Here is a 19,439-nt window from a genome sequence, read left to right as displayed (position 1 = left end):
TCAAATCCGTGTCCGCATCCCGGCCCCGGCCGTACCGGTCGCCCGGTCTCCGGACGGCGGGCCCGCCCCGCCGCTCCCCGGGCGGACTGCTTGAATGGGAGACGTGACCCGAGCCTCCCTGGACAAGCAGCCGCACGAAGTCGCCTCGATGTTCGACGACGTGGCGGCGAACTACGACCTCACCAACGACGTGCTCTCGCTCGGCCAGGCCCGGCTGTGGCGCAAGGAGGTCGCGAAGGCGGTGCACGCCCGGCCCGCGGAGAAGGTCCTCGACCTGGCCGCCGGGACCGCGACGTCCTCGCTGCCGTTCGCCGCGACCGGTGCGTACGTCGTGCCGTGCGACTTCTCCATCGGCATGCTCCAGGAGGGCAAGAGGCGCAACTCCTGGCTGCCGTTCACCGCGGGCGACGCGACACGGCTGCCGTTCCGCGACGAGACGTTCGACGCGGTGACCATCTCCTTCGGGCTGCGCAACGTCCAGGACACGGACGCGGCGCTGCGCGAGCTGTACCGGGTGACGAAGCCGGGCGGCCGGGTCGTCATCTGCGAGTTCTCCCAGCCGGTCTGGACGCCGTTCCGGACCGTCTACACCGAGTACCTGATGCGGGCGCTGCCGCCGGTCGCGCGCGCGGTGTCGTCCAACCCCGACGCGTACGTCTACCTCGCCGAGTCGATCCGCGCCTGGCCCGACCAGGCCGGGCTCGCCGCCCTGCTCCAGGAGGCCGGCTGGTCGAAGGTCGCCTGGCGCAACCTCACCGGCGGCGTGGTGGCGCTGCACCGGGGCGTCCGGGCCTGACGGGCCCCGGCCTCACGGGGAGCGGCTCACCGTCCCAGCTCCAGCCGGAAGCAGCGCACCTCCTGCCCCGACCGGGGGGCCGTGAAGCTCTCGGCCCGCTCCATGCCGAGACGCCGGGCCACCGCGACCGACCGCTCGTTGAGCTCGTCGACCGTCGCCACGATCCGCTCCACCCCGGCCGCGCGCAGCCGCTCCAGTGCGAGGTGCGCGGCCGCGGTCACGTAGCCGCGGCCCCAGGCCGGACGGGCCAGCCGCCAGCCGATCTCGATCTCGCCCACCGGGCCGTACGCGGTCTGCGGCCACGGCTGCGCCCCGGTGAAGCCGACGACCGCGCCGTTCGCGTCGAGCACGGTCCACAGGCAGAAGCCTCGTTCGGCGTCGAGTCTGCGCTGCCGGGCGGTCCACTCCTCGTACAGGGACAGTTCGGACGGGCGGCCGCCGAGGAACTCCATCACCGCCGGGTCGGCGAAGGCGCGGTGCCAGGCCATCGCGTCCTCGTCGGTCGGGACACGCAGCTGTACGGCAGGGAGTGCGCGGGGCGCGATCGACATGGGGGAGCCCTTCGGGAGGTTGATCAGCAGGCCCCCATAGACTGCACGGGACATGTGCCGCGCGGCACGCGATTTCGAGTCTTCGGGAGATCCGACCGTGACCGAGCCCCTGTCCGAACACAGCGCGGACGTGATCGTCGTCGGGGCAGGCCCAGCCGGCTCCACGACCGCGTACTACCTCGCCAAGGCGGGCCTCGACGTCCTCCTCCTGGAGAAGACCGCCTTCCCTCGCGAGAAGGTCTGCGGCGACGGCCTCACACCGCGCGCCACCAAGCAGCTCGTCTCCATGGGCATCGACATCTCCGAAGAGGCCGGCTGGCTCCGGAACAAGGGCCTGCGCATCATCGGCGGCGGCGTCCGGCTCCAGCTGGACTGGCCGGATCTCGCCTCCTACCCGGACTACGGGCTGGTCCGCAAGCGCGACGACTTCGACGAGCAGCTGGCCCGCCAGGCGCAGAAGGGCGGCGCGCGGCTGTACGAGCGCTGCAACGTCGGCGCCCCGATCACCGACCCCCGCACCGGCCGGATCACCGGCGTGCACGCGAAGCTCGGCGAGGAGAAGACCCCGGTCACCTTCCACGCCCCCCTCGTCGTCGCCGCCGACGGCAACTCCACCCGGCTCTCTCTGGCGATGGGCCTGCACCGCCGCGAGGACCGCCCGATGGGCGTCGCGGTCCGTACGTATTTCACCTCGCCCCGTCACGACGACGACTACCTGGAGTCCTGGCTGGAACTCTGGGACCGCCGGGGCGCCGAGGACCGGCTGCTGCCCGGCTACGGCTGGATCTTCGGCATGGGCGACGGCACCTCCAACGTCGGCCTCGGCATCCTCAACTCCTCCTCCGCCTTCAAGGAGCTGGACTGGCGCGAGGTCCTCAAGGCGTGGTGCGCGTCCATGCCCGAGGACTGGGGCTACACCCCCGAGAACATGACGATGCCGATCCGCGGCGCCGCCCTCCCGATGGCCTTCAACCGTCAGCCGCACTACACCAAGGGTCTGCTGCTGGTCGGTGACGCGGGTGGCATGGTCAACCCGTTCAACGGCGAAGGCATCGCGTACGCCATGGAGTCGGGCCAGATCGCCGCGGACGTCATCGTCCAGGCCCACGCGCGTTCGACCCCGGCCCAGCGCGAACTGGCCCTGAACAACTACCCGAAGGTGCTCAAGGAGACCTACGGCGGCTACTACACGATGGGCCGCGCCTTCGTGAAGCTGATCGGCAACCCGAAGGTCATGAAGGTCGCCACCCAGCGCGGCCTGACGCACCCGCTGCTGATGAAGTTCACCCTGAAGATGCTCGCCAACCTCACCGACCCGACGGGCGGCGACGCGATGGACCGCATCATCAACGGGCTCTCGAAGGTGGCGCCGAAGTCCTGAGCGGGCGAGACTTTCGACCTCGGAGGATGTTCGGGAACGCCGCGCGGGCGTTGTAGCCGAGCTGCCCGTTCGCGAGGCGCGGACGAGGCTGCGGGCCGCGCCGAGAAGGCACGGCCCGCAGCCTCGTCATCAGGCTGGTTCGGCAACGAGTCCGACGTCCTGGGCACCCTGGCACCGCAGAACTGGGCCGCGAGCGGGCACCCGCACCCCGTCACACTCCGCAACTGTCACGTTGCCGAGAAGGCCTCACTGAACCCCCCGTGCGCCGGTGCCGGGGGCGTGAGCGTCAGGTGGAGCACGGGGCGTACGCGCCACTCGATGTGGCGCCCCCTGCGGAGCAGGAGGGTGAATCCGCAGGGCTCGCCACGATGGAGTGCGCCGAGCGCCTGTACCCAGCCGCCCTGGTCCGCCCAGTAGAGCGCCCGCGCCGTTTCGCGTGGGGTCAGCCCCAGTACGTGGCTCGCGCGGAGCTGGACGCGGATGGCGCGGATCGCCTCGCGGGGGCCGGGCAGGATGCGCAGGTCGACCGGTTCCGGGAGGAAGCCGGTCGCGGGGGAGTACCGGAGCACTTCGAACCGGAAGCCGCGTTCGACGCGGGCCTCTACGGAGGTGGTGCGGGGTGACGTACGCATGGTCGACCGTCCGATCGCGGCGTGCGGGCGCGCGGAATAGGCGCGTGACCCTCGATTGGCCTGTACGCAGGGGAAGTTGCGGCGTCACCGAGTGCGGTCGGGCGGTGTGCCCGGCCGGGGTGGCGACGTACGGTGACGGTAGCGGCACCGATGTTTTCGGTGCAACCATGCTCCGGTGCATCTATGTATTCGAGACGCACAAGAGCCCCCCGCCGTCGGGCAGGGGGCTCGGCAGACCTCGGGGCTGAAGGCTTTACTGGGCGAAGTGGTCGAACTCGCCGGCCTTGACGCCCTTGATGAACGCGGCGAACTTTGCGCGGCTGGTGGTGGTCACCGCGCCGGGATCGTCGCTTTCGCGCATCAGGATCTGCTCGGCGTGCTGAGCCACCTCGACGCACTGCTCTCCGCCGCCCCCCGAGAAAGACGACTTCTGCCACTCAATCTCTGTGTTCATGCTGCGGATTATCACAGGTCCCGTGTGATGTGGTGAATGAAGCTGCGCGACTCCTCGGGCGACAGGCAGGCTCGCTGGGCGAAGTCGAGCTGCATCCCGTACCGGTGGAGATCGGCGGCGGCATCCAACTGGACGCCGCCGAAGGGTGCGTCGATGTGCACGGTGTCCAGCTGGGGCACAACTCCGCCCGCGTACAGCACTGTCTGTGTGACTTCGACGAACTGTTCGCTCGCGAACGGAATCACTCGGACTGTCACGGCCGGCCGGTCCGTCGCCTCAAGCAGATGCTCAAGTTGCTCGCGGGCAACCTTGCGACCGCCGACCCGCATGCGCAGGCTCGCCTCGTGCATGATCGCCTCGAACTCGGGTGGTTCGTCGCGGTCGAGCACCGACTTTCTGCGCATGCGGTGCTCGACGCGTGCCGCGACCTCGTCCTCGGGCAGCTTCGGGAGCACCCCGTCGAACAGGGCCCGGGAGTACGCCGGAGTCTGGAGCAGTCCTGGCAGTGTCATGGACTGGAGGCACCGCATATGGCTCGCGTGGTGCTCAAGCTCCGCGATGTTCAGGAATCCGGGTGCCAGTGTGCCTCGGTATTCGTCCCACCAGAACTGGCCCCGGTGCTCGCGGGATATCGCGCACAGCGCCTCGATCAGTGCTTCGTCGTCGCAGGTGTAGAAGCTCGCGAGCCGGCGAATCCGCTCCTCGCCGATGCCACTGCGACCGGCCTCGATATGGCTGATCCTGGCCTGGTCGGTGGAGATGCGTCCGGCGGCCTCGCGGGCCGTTCTGCCCGCGCGCTCGCGGAGCTTGCGCAGCTCGCTGCCCAGGCGGGCCTGGCGTGCGGTGGGGTTGTCCCTTGGTGGCATGTCACCTTCTTCTGTTCGCGTGTGCAGTCTCGCAGGGCCCTGGTCCGTGTGCGACGGGTTCACTCCTGGGCGTGAATCCTTGCGGTGCAGCCTTGCACCGGTGCATGTATTGACCCTAACGTCCAGTGGTGTCGACCACCACGGTTCGGTGAGCCGAAGTGCAGCCATCCGGAAGCGAGTTGCCCTCGCACGGGACCGGCCGATGCCACGCCTCACCGGAACCGGCCGACGTACCGGAGACCCATTCACGTAGGGAGACCGCGCCATGACCTCCGTAACCGTTCCGCCCCCGCCCGCCCCGTACCTCCCGCAGCGCGGCGAGCGCTACCGGCTCGTCGCGCCGAACACCCCCACCGCACCCCGCGTCGCGCGGGACTTCGTGGGTACGTTGCTGCGGACCACCGAGCACCCCGGGCTGATCGACGACGCCCGGTTGTGCGTGAGCGAGGTGGTGTCCAACGCGCACTGCCATACGCGGTCGGCGCGCATCCGGGTCGATGTCACGGTGAACCGGCGTCAGGTCATGGTCTACGTGACCGACGACGAACCGGACCGGCTGCCGAGGCCGGGCGCCGCGCCGCACGCGGAGAGCGGACGCGGGCTCGTCATCGTGGAGAGCCTGACCGATCGGTGGGGGACCACGACGCGCGGCGGGCGGGTACGGACCGCCAAGAGCGTCTGGTTCGTCCTGGTCGAACGCGCCCTGGACCGCTGGTGAACCGGGGGACGCGCCCGCGCCGTCAATGGTCCCGCGGAGGCGTGCCCGCGTTCCGGGAGGCTGTCGCGACGAGCACCACCAGACCCGCCGTCACCGCCCCGCACCACATGACCGCGCTGAGCGAGGTGTGGTCGACGACCGTGCCGCCGGCCAGCGCGCCGGCGGCCAGTGTGGCCTGGAAGGACGCGGTGAACAGGACCGTGGCGGCCTCGGGCGTTCGCGGGGCGGCGCGGACGAACCAGGTCTGGGAGCAGACCGGGACCGCGCCGTAGCCGAGTCCCCAGACGATGAGCAGCGCGAGGGCGCCCGCATCGCCGCGGCCCAGGACTGGCAGCAGCGCGGTCGCGGCGGCGATCGTCCCGGCGGCCGTCCCGAACGCGAGGCGTGGGGCGCGTGTGACCAGTGCGCCGCCGATGAAGTTGCCGGCCACCCCCGCGGCGCCGTAGATCAGCAGGTATCCGGTGATCTGTCCCGGATCGGCCCGGGTGATCTGCCGCAGGAAGGGGGTTACATAGGTGTACGCGGCGAAATGGGCCAGTACGACGAGGAACGTCATCAGCAGGGCGTACCGGGTGCCCGTGCCGCGCAGCAGGGCGCGGAGCACCGAGGGGCGGGTGACGCCGGCCGGGGGCAGGGCGGGGAGCGTCAGGAGGAGCAGGGCCAGGGCGCCGGTGCTCAGCAGCCCCATCGCCGCGAACGTGGTGCGCCAGCCCGCCAGATCACCGATGAGCGTGCCGGCGGGGACGCCGAGGACGGAACCGAGGGGTACGGCCGAGAAGATGACCGCCGTCGCCCGTCCCGTCGATGCCGGGCGGACCAGCCGGCCGGCCAGTCCGGCGCCGATCGACCAGAAGCCGCCGATGGTGATGCCGACCAGCACCCGGGCGACCAGCACCAGCCAGTAGGCCGTCGCGGCAGCGGTGAGGAAGTTGGCCACCGCGAGCAGCAGGACGAGGGCGCAGAGCATCAGCCTGCGGTCGACGCGGGCCGTCGCGACGGTCACGGTCGGGGCGGCGACGGCGGCGAGGAGCCCCGGCATGGTCATCATCAGGCCCGCTGTGCCGTCGGAGACGCCGAACTCGGCCCCGATCGGCGTCAGCAGACCGATGGGCAGGATCTCGGTGGTGACGATGGCGAACAGAGCCAGCGTCATGGAGAAAACGGCCCACCAGCCGCGTAAGCGTGTGCGGGTTGAGGTGCCAGTGGTGCCGGTGGTGCCAGCGGTGACCGTCGTGGGCATGGCGGGGCCGTCCTGTGTTCGCTGGGGCGGGGGCTGTTCGCTCCAGTTCACAAGCGCACGCGGCCGGTGTCCGGCAGGTTCGCGACGTCAACGTCGCCCGCCGGGGGTGAGGTCGCGTTCCCGCCGCAGGCGCCGACCGGAAACGCCGAAGGGCCGCGGCTCCCGAGCGGGGGAGCGACGGCCCTTCGATGTGCGCCGAGGCGCTTGTGAATCCGAGAACTCAGAGGATGCGGACCGCGCCGGTCGGCATGTCGTAGTCCAGGGGGCGCTGCACCACACCGGTGGAGGAGTTCTGCGCGCCGACGAACTGGCCGCCGCCCACGTAGACCCCGACGTGGTACGCGCTGCCCGCGCTGCCCCAGTAAAGGATGTCGCCCGGCTGGAGGTTGCCGAGCCCGACCTGGGTGCCCGCGGTCGACTGGCTCTGCGAGACGCGCGGCAGGTCGACGCCCACCGTGCGGAACGCGGCCTGGACGAGGCCGGAGCAGTCCCACGAGTTGGGGCCGGTGCCGCCGGGGACGTACGCGTCGCCGACCTGCATCTGCACGAACGAGACGACGGAGGCCGCGGAGCCCGTGGCGGAGGAGGAGGCCGGTGCCGAGGCGGTCGACACCGAGGAACCGGACGAGGAGGAGCCCGAGGGGGTGCTGAGCGTCGTGCGCTCGGCGGTGCGGGAGGCGCGCTCGGCGGCCTCCGCCTTGGCCTTGGCGGCCGCCTCGGCCTTCTTCTTGGCCTCGGCCTTGCGGACGGCCTCGGCCTTGGCCTTCTTGGCGGCCTTGGCGGCGGTCGTGGCTGCGGCGTTCTCCTGGGCCTGCGTCTCCAGGTCCAGGGCGACCTGCTGCGTGGCCTCGGCGGACGCCGCGACGGTGGTGGAGAGCCCGGCCGTGATGGTGGGCATCTCGATGGTCTGGGTCACCGGCTCGGCCTGGGCCGGAGCGGCAGCGCCTGCGACCGCGATGGTGCTGAGGACGCCACCGGCAACTCCGGCTCGCAGCGCCGTCTTCGAGGCGTTTCGGCGGGGCTTCCGGTGGCTGGGTATGAGAGCGGTGTGGGACATGGGTACTAGCGCTATCAGGGCCTCAGGGGTCCCATCAAGAAACGTGTGTTGCGACACAGTTACGTCCGGAATCTGTGAATCCGCTTTCCGGTGGCCTTTATTGACGCCGTAACGGGCAAATCGGGCGGACGTGATCACGGCTGTGATCACGGGTTTTCGGCAATACGCCCGAATTGCCCGTCACTTACCATCCGTTCACACTGTTGGCCAAGCCCGCTTATATGACGGGGTCGGTCGAGTGACGCAGGTCACGGCATGGTCTCGGGGTGACGGGCATACGGGCACCTCGCGCGAGAGGCGTGGGGCGCGTGCGGAACCGAAGGCGCTCGATGACCCATTCGCCCGGAAGGGGGTGCGTGTCCGGATGCGTCCACTTCGTTCCCCGTGGCCCTCGCCCGCGTGCCCCGGGATGGCCTCGTGCTTGCCCCAGAGTGGGGCAGATCCCTATATCACCGCATCGCGTCCATCGCCAATTTGGCTGTAGCCGCCACGGCTTGATAGAGCGACACCCCTTTGACCAGCGGTAACGGGGCCGGATGTCACGTCTCGTGATCACTCGGCCGCTTCGTGTACGAAGATCACCGCTCATCCGACTTCATGATCGTTCGTCAGGTGGTGGAGATCACAAAGACGTTGTCGCACCCCGTGTCGCAGATCACAGGATGGCGGGCATAGGATGCGGGGCAGTCGGGCTTGTGAACTGCCTCACATGTGCACGATCTTGGTGAGGTGGCGAGCCAGATTGCCCGATGCGGTCCAACGGTCAAGGACGACTGGAAGGAGCGAGGAGCGTGAATGCCTACGCGCCCATCCTCGTGCTCGGCGCCCTCGGGGCAGGGTTTGCGATCTTCTCCGTGGTCAGCGCCACGCTTATCGGCCCCAAGCGGTACAACCGGGCAAAGCTCGAAGCGTACGAGTGCGGTATCGAACCCACCCCCACTCCAGCCGGAGGCGGCCGCTTCCCGATCAAGTACTACCTGACGGCGATGCTCTTCATCGTCTTCGACATCGAGATCGTCTTCCTCTATCCCTGGGCGGTCACCTTCGACGCCCTGGGGATTTTCGGGCTCGTCGAGATGCTGCTCTTCGTGCTCACCGTCTTCGTCGCCTATGCGTATGTATGGCGTCGCGGCGGCCTGGAATGGGACTGAGGGGCTGAGGGGCACACCATGGGACTCGAAGAGAAGCTGCCCAGCGGCTTCGTGCTGACCACTGTCGAGCAGGCCGCCGGCTGGGTACGGAAGTCGTCCGTATTCCCCGCCACCTTCGGCCTCGCCTGCTGCGCCATCGAGATGATGACGACCGGGGCCGGGCGCTACGACCTGGCCCGGTTCGGGATGGAGGTCTTCCGCGGATCGCCGCGGCAGGCGGACCTGATGATCGTGGCGGGGCGGGTCAGCCAGAAGATGGCGCCCGTCCTGCGGCAGGTCTATGACCAGATGCCGAACCCCAAGTGGGTCATCTCCATGGGGGTTTGCGCGTCATCGGGCGGTATGTTCAATAATTACGCCATTGTTCAGGGTGTTGATCACATTGTCCCGGTTGATATCTATTTGCCGGGCTGCCCACCGCGTCCCGAGATGCTGATCGACGCGATCCTCAAGCTCCACCAGAAGATCCAGGGCTCCAAGCTCGGGGTCAACGCGGAGGAGGCCGCCCGCGAGGCGGAGGAAGCGGCGCTCAACGCACTGCCCCTGATCGAGATGAAGGGGCTGCTCCGGTGAGCGAGAACGGCAACCAGGGCGAGCGGAACGCCAACGGCGTCCCCTCCCCGCGCGACGAGACCGGCGAGGTCATCGGCGTACGCAAGGGCATGTTCGGCGCCGACAACGGCGGCGACACCTCCGGCTACGGCGGGCTCATCCGCACGGTCACCCTGCCGGGCGCCACCTCGCGCCCGTACGGCGGCTGGTTCGACGAGGTGGCCGACGAGCTCGAAGGGGCCCTGGAGGAACAGGGTCTCCTTCCGGACAACGCCATCGAGAAGACCGTCGTGGACCGCGGCGAGCTCACCTTCCACATCGCCCGCGAGCACCTGCCCACCGTCGCCAGGACCTTGCGCGACGACCCGGCGCTGCGCTTCGAGCTCTGTACGGGGGTGAGCGGCGTCCACTTCCTCGGTGACAAGGGACGTGAGCTGCACGCCGTCTACCACCTGCGCTCCCTCACCCACGGCCGGCTCATCCGGCTGGAGGTGTCCGCACCGGACAGCGATCCGCACGTCCCGTCCCTCGTCGCGGTCTACCCGACCAACGACTGGCACGAGCGCGAGACCTACGACTTCTTCGGGCTCATCTTCGACGGGCATCCCGCCCTCACCCGGATCATGATGCCGGACGACTGGCAGGGCTTCCCGCAGCGCAAGGACTACCCGCTCGGCGGCATCGCCGTCGAGTACAAGGGCGCCCAGATCCCGGCTCCGGACCAGCGGAGGTCGTACTCCTGATGACCACTCCCCACGCGACACCCCGTGCGACGACCGAGGGGACTGTATATACAGTCACCGGCGGCGACTGGGACGAGGTCGTCCAGTCGGCGGCCGCCTCCGACGACGAGCGCATCATCGTCAACATGGGCCCCCAGCACCCGTCCACGCACGGCGTGCTCCGGCTGATCCTGGAGATCGACGGCGAGACCGTCACCGAGGCCCGCTGCGGCATCGGCTACCTCCACACCGGCATCGAGAAGAACCTCGAATTCCGGAACTGGACGCAGGGCACCACCTTCGTCACGCGCATGGACTACCTGACGCCGTTCTTCAACGAGACGGCGTACTGCCTGGGGGTGGAGAAGCTCCTCGGCATCGAGGACCAGATCCCCGACCGGGCCACCGTCCTGCGCGTGCTGCTGATGGAGCTCAACCGGATCTCCTCGCACCTGGTGTGCATCGCCACCGGCGGCATGGAGCTCGGCGCCACGACGATCATGATCTACGGCTTCCGCGACCGTGAACTCGTTCTCGATCTCTTCGAGCTGATCACCGGCCTGCGGATGAACCACGCGTTCGTCCGGCCCGGCGGACTCGCGCAGGACCTGCCCCCGGGCGCGGTCGACCAGCTGCGCGAGTTCGTGAAGACCATGAAGAAGAACCTGCCGGAGTACGACAAGCTCGCCACCGGCAACCCCATCTTCAAGGCCCGTATGCAGGACGTCGGCTACCTCGACCTGAGCGGCTGCATGGCGCTCGGCGCCACCGGTCCCGTCCTGCGCTCCGCCGGACTCCCGCACGACCTGCGCAAGACCGATCCCTACTGCGGGTACGAGGACTACGAGTTCGACGTCCCCACGGCGGACAGCTGCGACGCCTACGGCCGCTTCCTCATCCGTCTCGAGGAGATGCGCCAGTCGCTGCGGATCGTCGAGCAGTGCATCGACCGGCTGGCCCCCGGCCCGGTCATGGTCGCCGACAAGAAGATCGCCTGGCCCGCGCAGCTCGCGCTCGGACCGGACGGGCTCGGCAACTCGCTCGACCACATCAGGAAGATCATGGGCACCTCCATGGAGGCCCTGATCCACCACTTCAAGCTGGTGACCGAGGGCTTCCGGGTCCCGGCCGGGCAGGCGTACACCGCGGTCGAGTCGCCCAAGGGCGAACTCGGCGTGCACGTCGTCTCGGACGGCGGCACCCGCCCCTACCGGGTCCACTTCCGTGACCCGTCCTTCACCAATCTCCAGGCCATGGCGGCGATGTGCGAGGGCGGCCAGGTGGCCGACGTCATCGTCGCCGTCGCATCCCTCGACCCCGTGATGGGAGGCGTCGACCGGTGACCGAAGCACGCAGCGAAGTCAGTCTGGGGATGCCGCAGCTCCCCGCCCCCGCCTACCCGGCCGAGGTGCGCGCCAGGCTCGAAGCGGATGCGAAGGAGGTGATCGCCCGCTACCCCGGCAGCCGCTCCGCGCTGCTGCCGCTGCTGCACCTCGTGCAGTCGGAGGAGGGGTACGTCTCCCGTACGGGCATGGCGTTCTGCGCCGAGCTGCTCGGCCTCACCACCGCCGAGGTCACCGCGGTCGCCACCTTCTACACGATGTACCGCCGCAGGCCGAGCGGCGACTACCAGGTCGGCGTCTGCACCAACACGCTCTGCGCGGTGATGGGCGGCGACGCGATCTTCGACCGGCTCAAGGACCACCTCGGCGTCGGCAACGACGAGACGACCGAGGACGGCAAGGTCACCCTCGAACACATCGAGTGCAACGCGGCCTGCGACTTCGCGCCCGTCGTGATGGTGAACTGGGAGTTCTTCGACAACCAGACGCCCGAGAGCGCGACGCAGCTGGTCGACGACCTGATCGCCGGCCGCACCGTCGAGCCGACCCGCGGCGCCCCGCTGTGCTCGTACAAGGAGACCGCCCGGATACTGGCCGGTTTCCCCGACGAGCGCCCCGGCGCCGTCCAGGCCACCGGCGGTGCCGGACCCGCCTCGCTGATCGGCCTGAAGCTGGCCAAGGGCGAGGCCACCGGACAGCCGCGGGTGGTCTCCCCGCGTGGTGAGACCCCGCGCGACCAAGCCCCGCGCGACGAACCGCACAAGGGCGCCGAGCACCTCAGCTCCCACGACGCACCACAGCAGACCTCGGCATCCGACCCGGACCACCCGGCCGGTCCCGCCGCCGAGGAGGGGGAGTGATGACGTTGGCCGCCGAAATCGACAAGAACGGGACCAGTCCCGAGAAGCTTCTGGCACCGGTCCTGTCCGCCTTCTGGGACGAGCCCGAATCCTGGACCCTGGAGACCTACCGCCGCCACGAGGGGTACGAGGGACTGCGCAAGGCCCTCGCCATGACCCCGGACGACCTCATCGCGTACGTCAAGGACTCCGGTCTGCGCGGCCGCGGCGGCGCGGGCTTCCCCACCGGGATGAAGTGGCAGTTCATCCCGCAGGGCGACGGCAAACCGCACTACCTGGTGGTCAACGCCGACGAGTCGGAGCCCGGGACCTGCAAGGACATCCCGCTCCTCTTCGCCAACCCGCACAGCCTCATCGAAGGCATCGTGATCGCCTGCTACGCGATCCGCTCCTCGCACGCCTTCATCTACCTGCGCGGCGAAGTCGTCCCCGTACTGCGGCGGCTGCACGAGGCCGTGCGCGAGGCGTACGAGGCGGGCTACCTCGGTACGGACATCATGGGCTCCGGACTCGATCTGGAACTCACCGTGCACGCGGGCGCCGGCGCGTACATCTGCGGTGAGGAGACCGCGCTGCTCGACTCGCTCGAAGGACGGCGCGGCCAGCCCCGGCTCCGGCCGCCCTTCCCCGCGGTCGCCGGTCTGTACGCCTGCCCCACTGTGGTGAACAACGTCGAGTCCATCGCCTCGGTTCCCGCGATCCTGAACAAGGGCAAGGACTGGTTCAAGTCGATGGGCAGCGAGAAGTCCCCGGGCTTCACGCTCTACTCGCTCAGCGGACACGTCTCGGGGCCCGGCCAGTACGAGGCCCCGCTCGGCGTCACACTGCGCCAGCTCCTCGACATCAGCGGCGGTATGCGCCCCGGCCACCGGCTCAAGTTCTGGACCCCGGGCGGCTCCTCCACCCCGATGTTCACCGAGGAGCACCTCGACGTGCCCCTCGACTACGAGGGCGTCGGTGCCGCCGGTTCCATGCTCGGCACCAAGGCGCTCCAGTGCTTCGACGAGACGACCTGCGTCGTGCGGGCCGTCACCCGGTGGACCGAGTTCTACGCCCACGAGTCCTGCGGCAAGTGCACGCCGTGCCGTGAGGGCACCTACTGGCTCGTCCAGCTGCTCCGCGACATCGAGGCCGGCAAGGGACAGATGTCCGACCTCGACAAGCTGAACGACATCGCCGACAACATCAACGGCAAGTCGTTCTGCGCCCTCGGTGACGGCGCCGCCTCGCCGATCTTCTCCTCGCTCAAGTACTTCCGCGAGGAGTACGAGCAGCACATCACGGGCAAGGGCTGCCCCTTCGATCCCGCCAAGTCGACCGTCTGGGCCGACGACAAGAACGCTCACCGGGGGGTGAACGCATGACAGTCACCACGAGTGCGCCCTCCGGGGGCGGCGAGGCGGCTCTCCCGCCCGAGGACCTCGTCACGCTGACCATCGACGGCATCGAGATCAGCGTGCCCAAGGGCACCCTGGTCATCCGGGCCGCCGAACTCCTCGGCATCGAGATCCCGCGCTTCTGCGACCACCCGCTCCTCGACCCGGCCGGCGCCTGCCGCCAGTGCATCGTCGAGGTCGAGGGCCAGCGCAAGCCGATGGCGTCCTGCACCATCACCTGCACCGACGGCATGGTCGTCAAGTCGCAGATCACCTCGCCCGTCGCCGAGAAGGCGCAGAAGGGCGTGATGGAGCTGCTGCTGATCAACCATCCGCTGGACTGCCCCGTCTGCGACAAGGGCGGCGAGTGCCCCCTGCAGAACCAGGCGATGTCGCACGGCGACACCGACTCACGCTTCGACGGCAAGAAGCGCACCTTCGAAAAGCCCGTCCCGATCTCCACCCAGGTGCTGCTGGACCGTGAGCGGTGCGTGCTCTGCGCCCGCTGCACCCGGTTCTCCAACCAGGTGGCGGGCGACCCGATGATCGAGCTGCTCGAGCGCGGCGCGCTGCAGCAGGTCGGCACCGGCGAGGGCGACCCGTTCGAGTCGTACTTCTCCGGCAACACCATCCAGATCTGCCCCGTCGGGGCACTGACCTCGGCGGCGTACCGGTTCCGCTCCCGCCCCTTCGACCTGGTCTCCTCGCACTCGGTGTGCGAGCACTGCGCGGGCGGCTGCGCCACCCGCACCGACCACCGGCGCGGCAAGGTCATGCGGCGGCTCGCCTCCAACGACCCCGAGGTCAACGAGGAGTGGCTCTGCGACAAGGGCCGCTTCGGCTTCCGCTACGCGCAGCAGCGCGACCGGCTCACCACACCGCTGGTACGCAACGAGGCCGGTGAGCTGGAACCGGCGAGCTGGCCCGAGGCCCTGGCGGCGGCCGCCGCCGGACTCCTGGCCGCACGCGGCCGGGCCGGGGTCCTCACGGGCGGCCGGCTGACCGTCGAGGACGCCTACGCGTACAGCAAGTTCGCCCGGATCGCCCTGGGCACCAACGACATCGACTTCCGGGCCCGGGTGCACAGCAGCGAGGAGGGCGACTTCCTGGCCGCCCGCGTCGCCGGGCGCGGACGCGATCTGGACGGCGGCGGGGTCACGTACACCTCGCTGGAGAAGGCCCCGGCCGTGCTGCTGGTCGGCTTCGAGTCCGAGGAGGAGGCGCCCGGCGTCTTCCTGCGGCTGCGCAAGGCCCACCGCAACCACGGCCAGCGCACCTTCGCCGTCGCCTCGCACGCCACCCGCGGGCTCACGAAGGCGGGCGGCACGCTGCTGCCCGCCGCCCCCGGTACCGAGACGGAGTGGCTGGACGCGATCGCGGGCGGTGTCGGCCTGGACGGCGACGGCGCGGCCGCGGCCGAGGCGCTGCGCGGTGCGGGCGCCCTGATCGTGGTGGGGGAGCGACTGGCCGGCGTGCCGGGCGGTCCGACCGCCGCGGTACGGGCCGCGACCGCCACCGGTGCCACCCTGGTGTGGATTCCCCGGCGGGCCGGCGAACGCGGCGCGGTGGAGGCGGGCGCACTCCCGTCGCTGCTGCCCGGCGGCCGCCCGTCCACCGACCCGCGGGCCCGGGACGAGGTGGCGGCCGTCTGGGGCGTCGCCGAACTCCCGTCCCGGTTCGGCCGCGACACCGGCCAGATCATCGAGGCCGCGGCCACCGGCGAACTGGGCGCGCTGCTCGTCGCCGGGGTCGAGACCGCGGACCTGCCCGATCCGCACCGGGCCCTGGAGGCCCTGGACCGGGTCGGCTTCCTGGTCTCGCTGGAGCTCCGCCCCAGCGAGGTCACCGACCGCGCCGATGTGGTGTTCCCGGTGGCCGCGGTCGCCGAGAAGTCCGGCACCTTCCTCAACTGGGAGGGCAGGGCGCGGATGTTCGAGGCCGCGCTGAAGCCGGAGCAGATGACCCGGACCCTCGCGCCGGGCGACGCCCGGGTGCTGCACATGCTGGCCGACGCGCTCGACGTCCACTTCGCGCTGCCGGACCTGAAGTCCGTACGCCGCGAGCTGGACCGGCTGGGCGGCTGGCAGGGCACGCACGCGGACGACCCGCGCGAGCCGGCCCAGCCGCTGCCCCGGCCCGGCGACGGCGAGGCGGTCCTGGCGGGCCACCGGCTGCTGCTGGACCTGGGCCGGCTCCAGGAGGGCGATACGGCGCTGGCCGGGACGCGGCACGCCGCGGTCGCCCGGCTCTCCGCCGTCACCGCCGCCGAGACCGGCGTCAAGGACGGCGATCTGCTGGCCGTCAGCGGCCCGGCGGGCAGTGTCGAACTCCCGCTCCAGGTCACCGACATGCCGGACCGGGTGGTCTGGGTGCCGCTGAACTCCGTCGGACGGGGTGTGCCGGCCGGTACCGGCGCCCGGCCCGGCGGTCTGGTGCGGATCGGTCCCGCCGCACCGGGTACTCCCGACGTCACACCGGAGGTGCGAGCGTGACTGCCCTCGCTCAACTGGCCGCGGCCCCGCACGGCGCGGTGCTCGCCGCCGAGGACCTGTCGATGTTCGGCACCGACCCCTGGTGGCTCGTCGTCGTCAAGGCGGTCTTCTGCTTCGCGTTCCTGATGGTGACCGTGCTCTTCTCCATCGTGTGGGAGCGCAAGGTCGTCGCCTGGATGCAGCTGCGCATCGGTCCCAACCGGCACGGCCCCTGGGGCATGCTCCAGTCGCTCGCCGACGGCATCAAGCTGATGCTGAAGGAGGACCTGGTCGTCAAGCGGGCGGACAAGGTCGTCTACATCCTCGCCCCGATCGTCGCCGCCGTACCGGCGTTCATGGCGATCGCGGTGATCCCGTTCGGCCCGCCCGGCAACGAGGTCTCGATCTTCGGGCAGCGTACGGCGATGCAGCTCACCGACCTGCCGATCGCGATGCTCTACATCCTCGCGGTCGCCTCGGTCGGGATCTACGGCATCGTGCTGGCGGGCTGGTCCTCCGGATCGACGTACCCGCTGCTCGGCGGTCTGCGCTCGTGCGCGCAGATGATCAGCTACGAGATCGCGATGGGCGCCGCGTTCGCCTCGGTCTTCCTCTACTCCGGGTCGATGTCGACCTCGAAGATCGTGGAGGCCCAGCAGGACCGCTGGTTCATCCTGCTGCTGCCGGTCTCGTTCATCATCTACATCATCACGATGGTCGGTGAGACCAACCGCGCCCCGTTCGACATGCCCGAGTCCGAGGGCGACCTGGTCGGCGGCTTCAACACCGAGTACTCGTCCATCAAGTTCGCGATGTTCATGCTCGCCGAGTACGTCAACATGGTCACCGTCTCCGCGGTCTCCATCACCCTGTTCCTGGGCGGCTGGCGGGCCCCGTGGCCGATCAGCACCTTCTGGGAGGGCGCGAACCACGGCTGGTGGCCGATGCTCTGGTTCGTCATCAAGGTCCAGCTGCTGCTGTTCTTCTTCATCTGGCTGCGCGGCACGCTGCCCCGGGTCCGCTACGACCAGCTGATGAAGCTGGGCTGGAAGGTCCTGATCCCGGTCTCCGTGCTCTGGCTGATGCTCGTCGCCACGGTGCGGGCGCTGCGCAACGAGGGCTACGACTACTCGAAGATCCTGCTCTACGTGGCCGGGGCCGTGATCGCGATCCTGCTGATCTCCTTCGTCGTCGACATGTTCCGCGACAAGAAGGGCCGGGACGCCGAGGCGGACGCGGAGCCGGAGCAGCCGGCGTTCGACCCGATGGCGGGCGGATTCCCGGTGCCACCGCTGCCCGGACAGACCCTGCCGCCAGTGCCGCGGCGCGTGCCGCGCCGTGAGCGGGAGCTCGTTGTCAGTGGCGGGGCGGATACTCAGAGTGACGGAAATCCGAGTGACGGAAAGGAGGCCGACCATGTCTGAACTGCCTGAGTCGCGGGGGTCCGAGAAGCCGCCGAAGGCCACCGGGCCGACGGGGTCGAGCGTGGCTTCCGGGGGCTCGGGGGCCGGCGGGTCCGCCCAGTCCCCGCAGTCCTCGGACGACAAGTTCCAGAATCCGGTGGCCGGCTTCGGCGTGACCTTCAAGGCCATGTTCAAGAAGCGGCTGACCGAGCAGTATCCGGAGACGCCGAAGGTGACGGCGCCGCGCTTCCACGGCCGGCACCAGCTCAATCGCCACCCGGACGGCCTGGAGAAGTGCATCGGCTGCGAGCTGTGCGCCTGGGCCTGCCCGGCGGACGCGATCTACGTCGAGGGCGCGGACAACACCGACGAGGAGCGCTACTCCCCGGGGGAGCGCTACGGCCGCGTCTACCAGATCAACTACGCGCGCTGCATCCTGTGCGGACTGTGCATCGAGGCCTGCCCGACCCGGGCGCTCACGATGACCAATGAGTTCGAGCTCGCCAACACCACCCGCGAGAGCCTCATCTACACCAAGGACGAGCTGCTCGCGGGCCTGGAGGAAGGCATGGTCGACAGTCCGCACGCGATCTTCCCCGGCATGGACGAACAGGACTACTACCGGGGCCTGGTGACCGAGGTAGCCCCCGGTACGGAACGCCAGGTCGCCGTCTCCAAGGGCGAGAAGCCGTCCGACCGCGACAGCGAGAGCAACGGCTCGGCGCAGGAGGTGGACGCATGACCGGCCTGGCCGCTGCGGCCTCCCAGACCTCGACCGGCGAGGCCTTCCAGTTCTGGGTGCTCGGCACCGTCGCCGTGATCGGCGCGCTGTCCACCGTCCTGATGAGGAGGGCCGTGCACAGTGCGCTGAGCCTCGCCGGGACCATGATCGTCCTGGCGGTCTTCTACCTCGCCAACGGCGCCTACTTCCTGGGGATCGTCCAGATCGTCGTCTACACCGGCGCGATCATGATGCTGTTCCTCTTCGTGGTCATGCTCGTCGGTGTCACGGCGGCGGACTCGCTGAAGGAGACGCTCAAGGGCCAGCGCTGGCTGGCCGTCGGCTGTGGGCTCGGCTTCGGCGTCCTGCTGATCGCCGGCATCGGCAACGCCTCGCTGAGCAGCTTCAACGGGCTCGGCGCGGCCAACGCCGAGCACGGCGGGAACGTGGAGGGGCTCGCCAGCCTCATCTTCACCAAGTACGTCTTCGCCTTCGAGATCACCGGCGCCCTGCTGATCACCGCGACCGTCGGCGCGATGGTGCTCACCCACCGCGAGCGCACCGAACGGGCCAAGACCCAGCGGGAGATGTCCGAGGACCGCGTACGCAGCAGCCATCTGCCGCCGCTGCCCGCCCCCGGCGTCTACGCCCGGCACAACGCCGTGGATATCGCCGGACTGCTCCCCGACGGCACACCGTCCGAACTCACCGTGATGCAGACGCTGCGCAAGCGCGGCCAGATGCGCGATGTCTCCGACGAGTCGCTGGCCGAGCTCAAGGCGCTCGAACAGCGCTCCGGTGAACGGCTCGGCCGGGACAACGCCGAAGAAGAGGAGGTCGCCAAGTGAATCCGGTCAACTACCTCTATCTCGCCGCACTGTTGTTCACCATCGGCGCATCCGGGGTGCTGATCAGGCGGAACGCGATCGTGGTGTTCATGTGCGTGGAGCTGATGCTCAACGCCTGCAACCTCGCGTTCGTCACCTTCTCCCGAATGCACGGCAACCTCGACGGCCAGATCATCGCCTTCTTCACGATGGTCGTCGCCGCCGCGGAGGTCGTCGTCGGGCTCGCGATCATCGTGTCGCTGTTCCGTTCCCGCCACTCGGCCTCGGTCGACGACGCCAGCCTGATGAAGCTGTAAA

The 19,439-nt window shown here is 69.7% G+C and carries 20 protein-coding genes; 14 read left to right on the top strand and 6 right to left on the bottom strand.

The features are described 5' to 3' along the window. The first annotated feature begins 103 nt into the window (after positions 1-103). Positions 104-796, top strand: a complete 693-nt coding sequence (locus OG322_RS14690; RefSeq protein ID WP_123460976.1) for a demethylmenaquinone methyltransferase — start codon at positions 104-106, stop codon at positions 794-796. A 26-nt stretch (positions 797-822) separates the two neighbouring features. On the opposite strand, the gene OG322_RS14685 is transcribed toward OG322_RS14690, so the two are convergent. Continuing rightward, on the bottom strand, positions 823-1,347 hold the full coding sequence (locus OG322_RS14685; protein WP_124284749.1) for a GNAT family N-acetyltransferase: 525 nt from the start codon (positions 1,345-1,347) through the stop codon (positions 823-825). A 97-nt stretch (positions 1,348-1,444) separates the two neighbouring features. On the opposite strand from OG322_RS14685, the gene OG322_RS14680 reads away from it, so the two are divergent. After that, positions 1,445-2,728 (top strand): geranylgeranyl reductase family protein, encoded by a 1,284-nt coding sequence (locus OG322_RS14680; protein ID WP_123460977.1) that lies wholly within the window; start codon positions 1,445-1,447, stop codon positions 2,726-2,728. A gap of 227 nt (positions 2,729-2,955) precedes the next feature. Here the strand turns inward: OG322_RS14680 and OG322_RS14675 are convergent, their stop codons facing one another. The 3 genes from OG322_RS14675 to OG322_RS14665 form a co-directional block, all read right to left on the bottom strand. After that, the gene (locus OG322_RS14675; RefSeq protein WP_123460978.1) at positions 2,956-3,360 is read right to left on the bottom strand and encodes a hypothetical protein; all 405 of its coding nucleotides are present in this window, start codon (positions 3,358-3,360) and stop codon (positions 2,956-2,958) included. Positions 3,361-3,613: 253 nt separating this feature from the next. Next, complete coding sequence (locus tag OG322_RS14670; RefSeq protein WP_024491737.1) at positions 3,614-3,814, bottom strand: DUF397 domain-containing protein; 201 nt, start codon at positions 3,812-3,814, stop codon at positions 3,614-3,616. 11 nt (positions 3,815-3,825) lie between these two features. After that, a complete protein-coding gene (locus OG322_RS14665) occupies positions 3,826-4,680 on the bottom strand; it encodes a helix-turn-helix domain-containing protein (RefSeq protein WP_124284751.1) in 855 nt (284 codons plus the stop codon). Positions 4,681-4,945: 265 nt separating this feature from the next. Between OG322_RS14665 and OG322_RS14660 the strand changes: the two genes are divergently transcribed. Beyond that, positions 4,946-5,398: an ATP-binding protein gene (locus OG322_RS14660; protein ID WP_124284752.1), complete on the top strand. Its 453-nt coding sequence runs from the start codon at positions 4,946-4,948 to the stop codon at positions 5,396-5,398. A 22-nt stretch (positions 5,399-5,420) separates the two neighbouring features. On the opposite strand, the gene OG322_RS14655 is transcribed toward OG322_RS14660, so the two are convergent. Continuing rightward, a complete protein-coding gene (locus OG322_RS14655) occupies positions 5,421-6,638 on the bottom strand; it encodes an MFS transporter (protein ID WP_443066545.1) in 1,218 nt (405 codons plus the stop codon). Between the two features lie 220 nt (positions 6,639-6,858). Continuing rightward, entirely contained in the window at positions 6,859-7,695 is an 837-nt protein-coding gene (locus OG322_RS14650) for a C40 family peptidase (protein ID WP_266411232.1), read from the bottom strand. 791 nt (positions 7,696-8,486) lie between these two features. Between OG322_RS14650 and OG322_RS14645 the strand changes: the two genes are divergently transcribed. Genes OG322_RS14645 through nuoK form a run of 11 tightly spaced genes read left to right on the top strand, consistent with a single transcriptional unit; the run spans position 8,487 to position 19,438 of the window. Then, entirely contained in the window at positions 8,487-8,846 is a 360-nt protein-coding gene (locus OG322_RS14645) for an NADH-quinone oxidoreductase subunit A (protein WP_123460983.1), read from the top strand. An 18-nt stretch (positions 8,847-8,864) separates the two neighbouring features. Next, positions 8,865-9,419: a NuoB/complex I 20 kDa subunit family protein gene (locus OG322_RS14640; protein ID WP_024491742.1), complete on the top strand. Its 555-nt coding sequence runs from the start codon at positions 8,865-8,867 to the stop codon at positions 9,417-9,419. Next, on the top strand, positions 9,416-10,141 hold the full coding sequence (locus tag OG322_RS14635) for an NADH-quinone oxidoreductase subunit C (RefSeq protein WP_123460984.1): 726 nt from the start codon (positions 9,416-9,418) through the stop codon (positions 10,139-10,141). Before OG322_RS14640 ends, OG322_RS14635 begins: the two co-directional genes overlap by 4 nt. Then, positions 10,141-11,463 (top strand): NADH-quinone oxidoreductase subunit D, encoded by a 1,323-nt coding sequence (locus OG322_RS14630; RefSeq protein WP_123460985.1) that lies wholly within the window; start codon positions 10,141-10,143, stop codon positions 11,461-11,463. Before OG322_RS14635 ends, OG322_RS14630 begins: the two co-directional genes overlap by 1 nt. Before the next feature lie 29 nt (positions 11,464-11,492). Beyond that, positions 11,493-12,323, top strand: coding sequence for an NADH-quinone oxidoreductase subunit NuoE (gene nuoE, locus OG322_RS14625; protein ID WP_123460986.1), 831 nt, complete (start codon positions 11,493-11,495; stop codon positions 12,321-12,323). Then, positions 12,323-13,687, top strand: coding sequence for an NADH-quinone oxidoreductase subunit NuoF (gene nuoF, locus OG322_RS14620; RefSeq protein ID WP_123460987.1), 1,365 nt, complete (start codon positions 12,323-12,325; stop codon positions 13,685-13,687). Before nuoE ends, nuoF begins: the two co-directional genes overlap by 1 nt. After that, complete coding sequence (locus OG322_RS14615; RefSeq protein ID WP_123460988.1) at positions 13,684-16,191, top strand: NADH-quinone oxidoreductase subunit G; 2,508 nt, start codon at positions 13,684-13,686, stop codon at positions 16,189-16,191. The genes nuoF and OG322_RS14615 overlap by 4 nt, the downstream gene beginning before the upstream one ends. Then, complete coding sequence (gene nuoH / locus OG322_RS14610) at positions 16,188-17,594, top strand: NADH-quinone oxidoreductase subunit NuoH (protein ID WP_123460989.1); 1,407 nt, start codon at positions 16,188-16,190, stop codon at positions 17,592-17,594. Before OG322_RS14615 ends, nuoH begins: the two co-directional genes overlap by 4 nt. After that, positions 17,587-18,315 (top strand): NADH-quinone oxidoreductase subunit NuoI, encoded by a 729-nt coding sequence (gene nuoI, locus OG322_RS14605; protein ID WP_164494379.1) that lies wholly within the window; start codon positions 17,587-17,589, stop codon positions 18,313-18,315. Before nuoH ends, nuoI begins: the two co-directional genes overlap by 8 nt. Beyond that, a complete protein-coding gene (locus OG322_RS14600) occupies positions 18,312-19,142 on the top strand; it encodes an NADH-quinone oxidoreductase subunit J (protein ID WP_123460990.1) in 831 nt (276 codons plus the stop codon). Before nuoI ends, OG322_RS14600 begins: the two co-directional genes overlap by 4 nt. Continuing rightward, the gene (gene nuoK / locus OG322_RS14595) at positions 19,139-19,438 is read left to right on the top strand and encodes an NADH-quinone oxidoreductase subunit NuoK (RefSeq protein ID WP_024493678.1); all 300 of its coding nucleotides are present in this window, start codon (positions 19,139-19,141) and stop codon (positions 19,436-19,438) included. The genes OG322_RS14600 and nuoK overlap by 4 nt, the downstream gene beginning before the upstream one ends. The last annotated feature ends 1 nt before the right edge of the window (position 19,439 follow it).

The organism is Streptomyces sp. NBC_01260 (assembly GCF_036226405.1).
GTDB classification, from domain to species: Bacteria; Actinomycetota; Actinomycetes; order Streptomycetales; family Streptomycetaceae; genus Streptomyces; species Streptomyces laculatispora.
The sequence above is the reverse complement of the archived record's forward strand: the minus strand, read 5'-3'. Positions and strand labels throughout refer to the sequence as shown.

What these genes read in the sequence shown, in the direction of transcription:
- OG322_RS14685 (WP_124284749.1), bottom strand. Translation starts at nt 1,347, where the DNA reads ATGTCGATCGCGCCCCGCGCACTCCCTGCCGTACAGCTGCGTGTCCCG.
- OG322_RS14675 (WP_123460978.1), bottom strand. Translation starts at nt 3,360, where the DNA reads ATGCGTACGTCACCCCGCACCACCTCCGTAGAGGCCCGCGTCGAACGC.
- OG322_RS14670 (WP_024491737.1), bottom strand. Translation starts at nt 3,814, where the DNA reads ATGAACACAGAGATTGAGTGGCAGAAGTCGTCTTTCTCGGGGGGCGGC.
- OG322_RS14665 (WP_124284751.1), bottom strand. Translation starts at nt 4,680, where the DNA reads ATGCCACCAAGGGACAACCCCACCGCACGCCAGGCCCGCCTGGGCAGC.
- OG322_RS14660 (WP_124284752.1), top strand. Translation starts at nt 4,946, where the DNA reads ATGACCTCCGTAACCGTTCCGCCCCCGCCCGCCCCGTACCTCCCGCAG.
- OG322_RS14655 (WP_443066545.1), bottom strand. Translation starts at nt 6,638, where the DNA reads ATGCCCACGACGGTCACCGCTGGCACCACCGGCACCACTGGCACCTCA.
- OG322_RS14650 (WP_266411232.1), bottom strand. Translation starts at nt 7,695, where the DNA reads ATGTCCCACACCGCTCTCATACCCAGCCACCGGAAGCCCCGCCGAAAC.
- OG322_RS14640 (WP_024491742.1), top strand. Translation starts at nt 8,865, where the DNA reads ATGGGACTCGAAGAGAAGCTGCCCAGCGGCTTCGTGCTGACCACTGTC.
- OG322_RS14630 (WP_123460985.1), top strand. Translation starts at nt 10,141, where the DNA reads ATGACCACTCCCCACGCGACACCCCGTGCGACGACCGAGGGGACTGTA.
- nuoE (WP_123460986.1), top strand. Translation starts at nt 11,493, where the DNA reads ATGCCGCAGCTCCCCGCCCCCGCCTACCCGGCCGAGGTGCGCGCCAGG.
- nuoF (WP_123460987.1), top strand. Translation starts at nt 12,323, where the DNA reads ATGACGTTGGCCGCCGAAATCGACAAGAACGGGACCAGTCCCGAGAAG.
- OG322_RS14615 (WP_123460988.1), top strand. Translation starts at nt 13,684, where the DNA reads ATGACAGTCACCACGAGTGCGCCCTCCGGGGGCGGCGAGGCGGCTCTC.
- nuoI (WP_164494379.1), top strand. Translation starts at nt 17,587, where the DNA reads ATGTCTGAACTGCCTGAGTCGCGGGGGTCCGAGAAGCCGCCGAAGGCC.
- OG322_RS14600 (WP_123460990.1), top strand. Translation starts at nt 18,312, where the DNA reads ATGACCGGCCTGGCCGCTGCGGCCTCCCAGACCTCGACCGGCGAGGCC.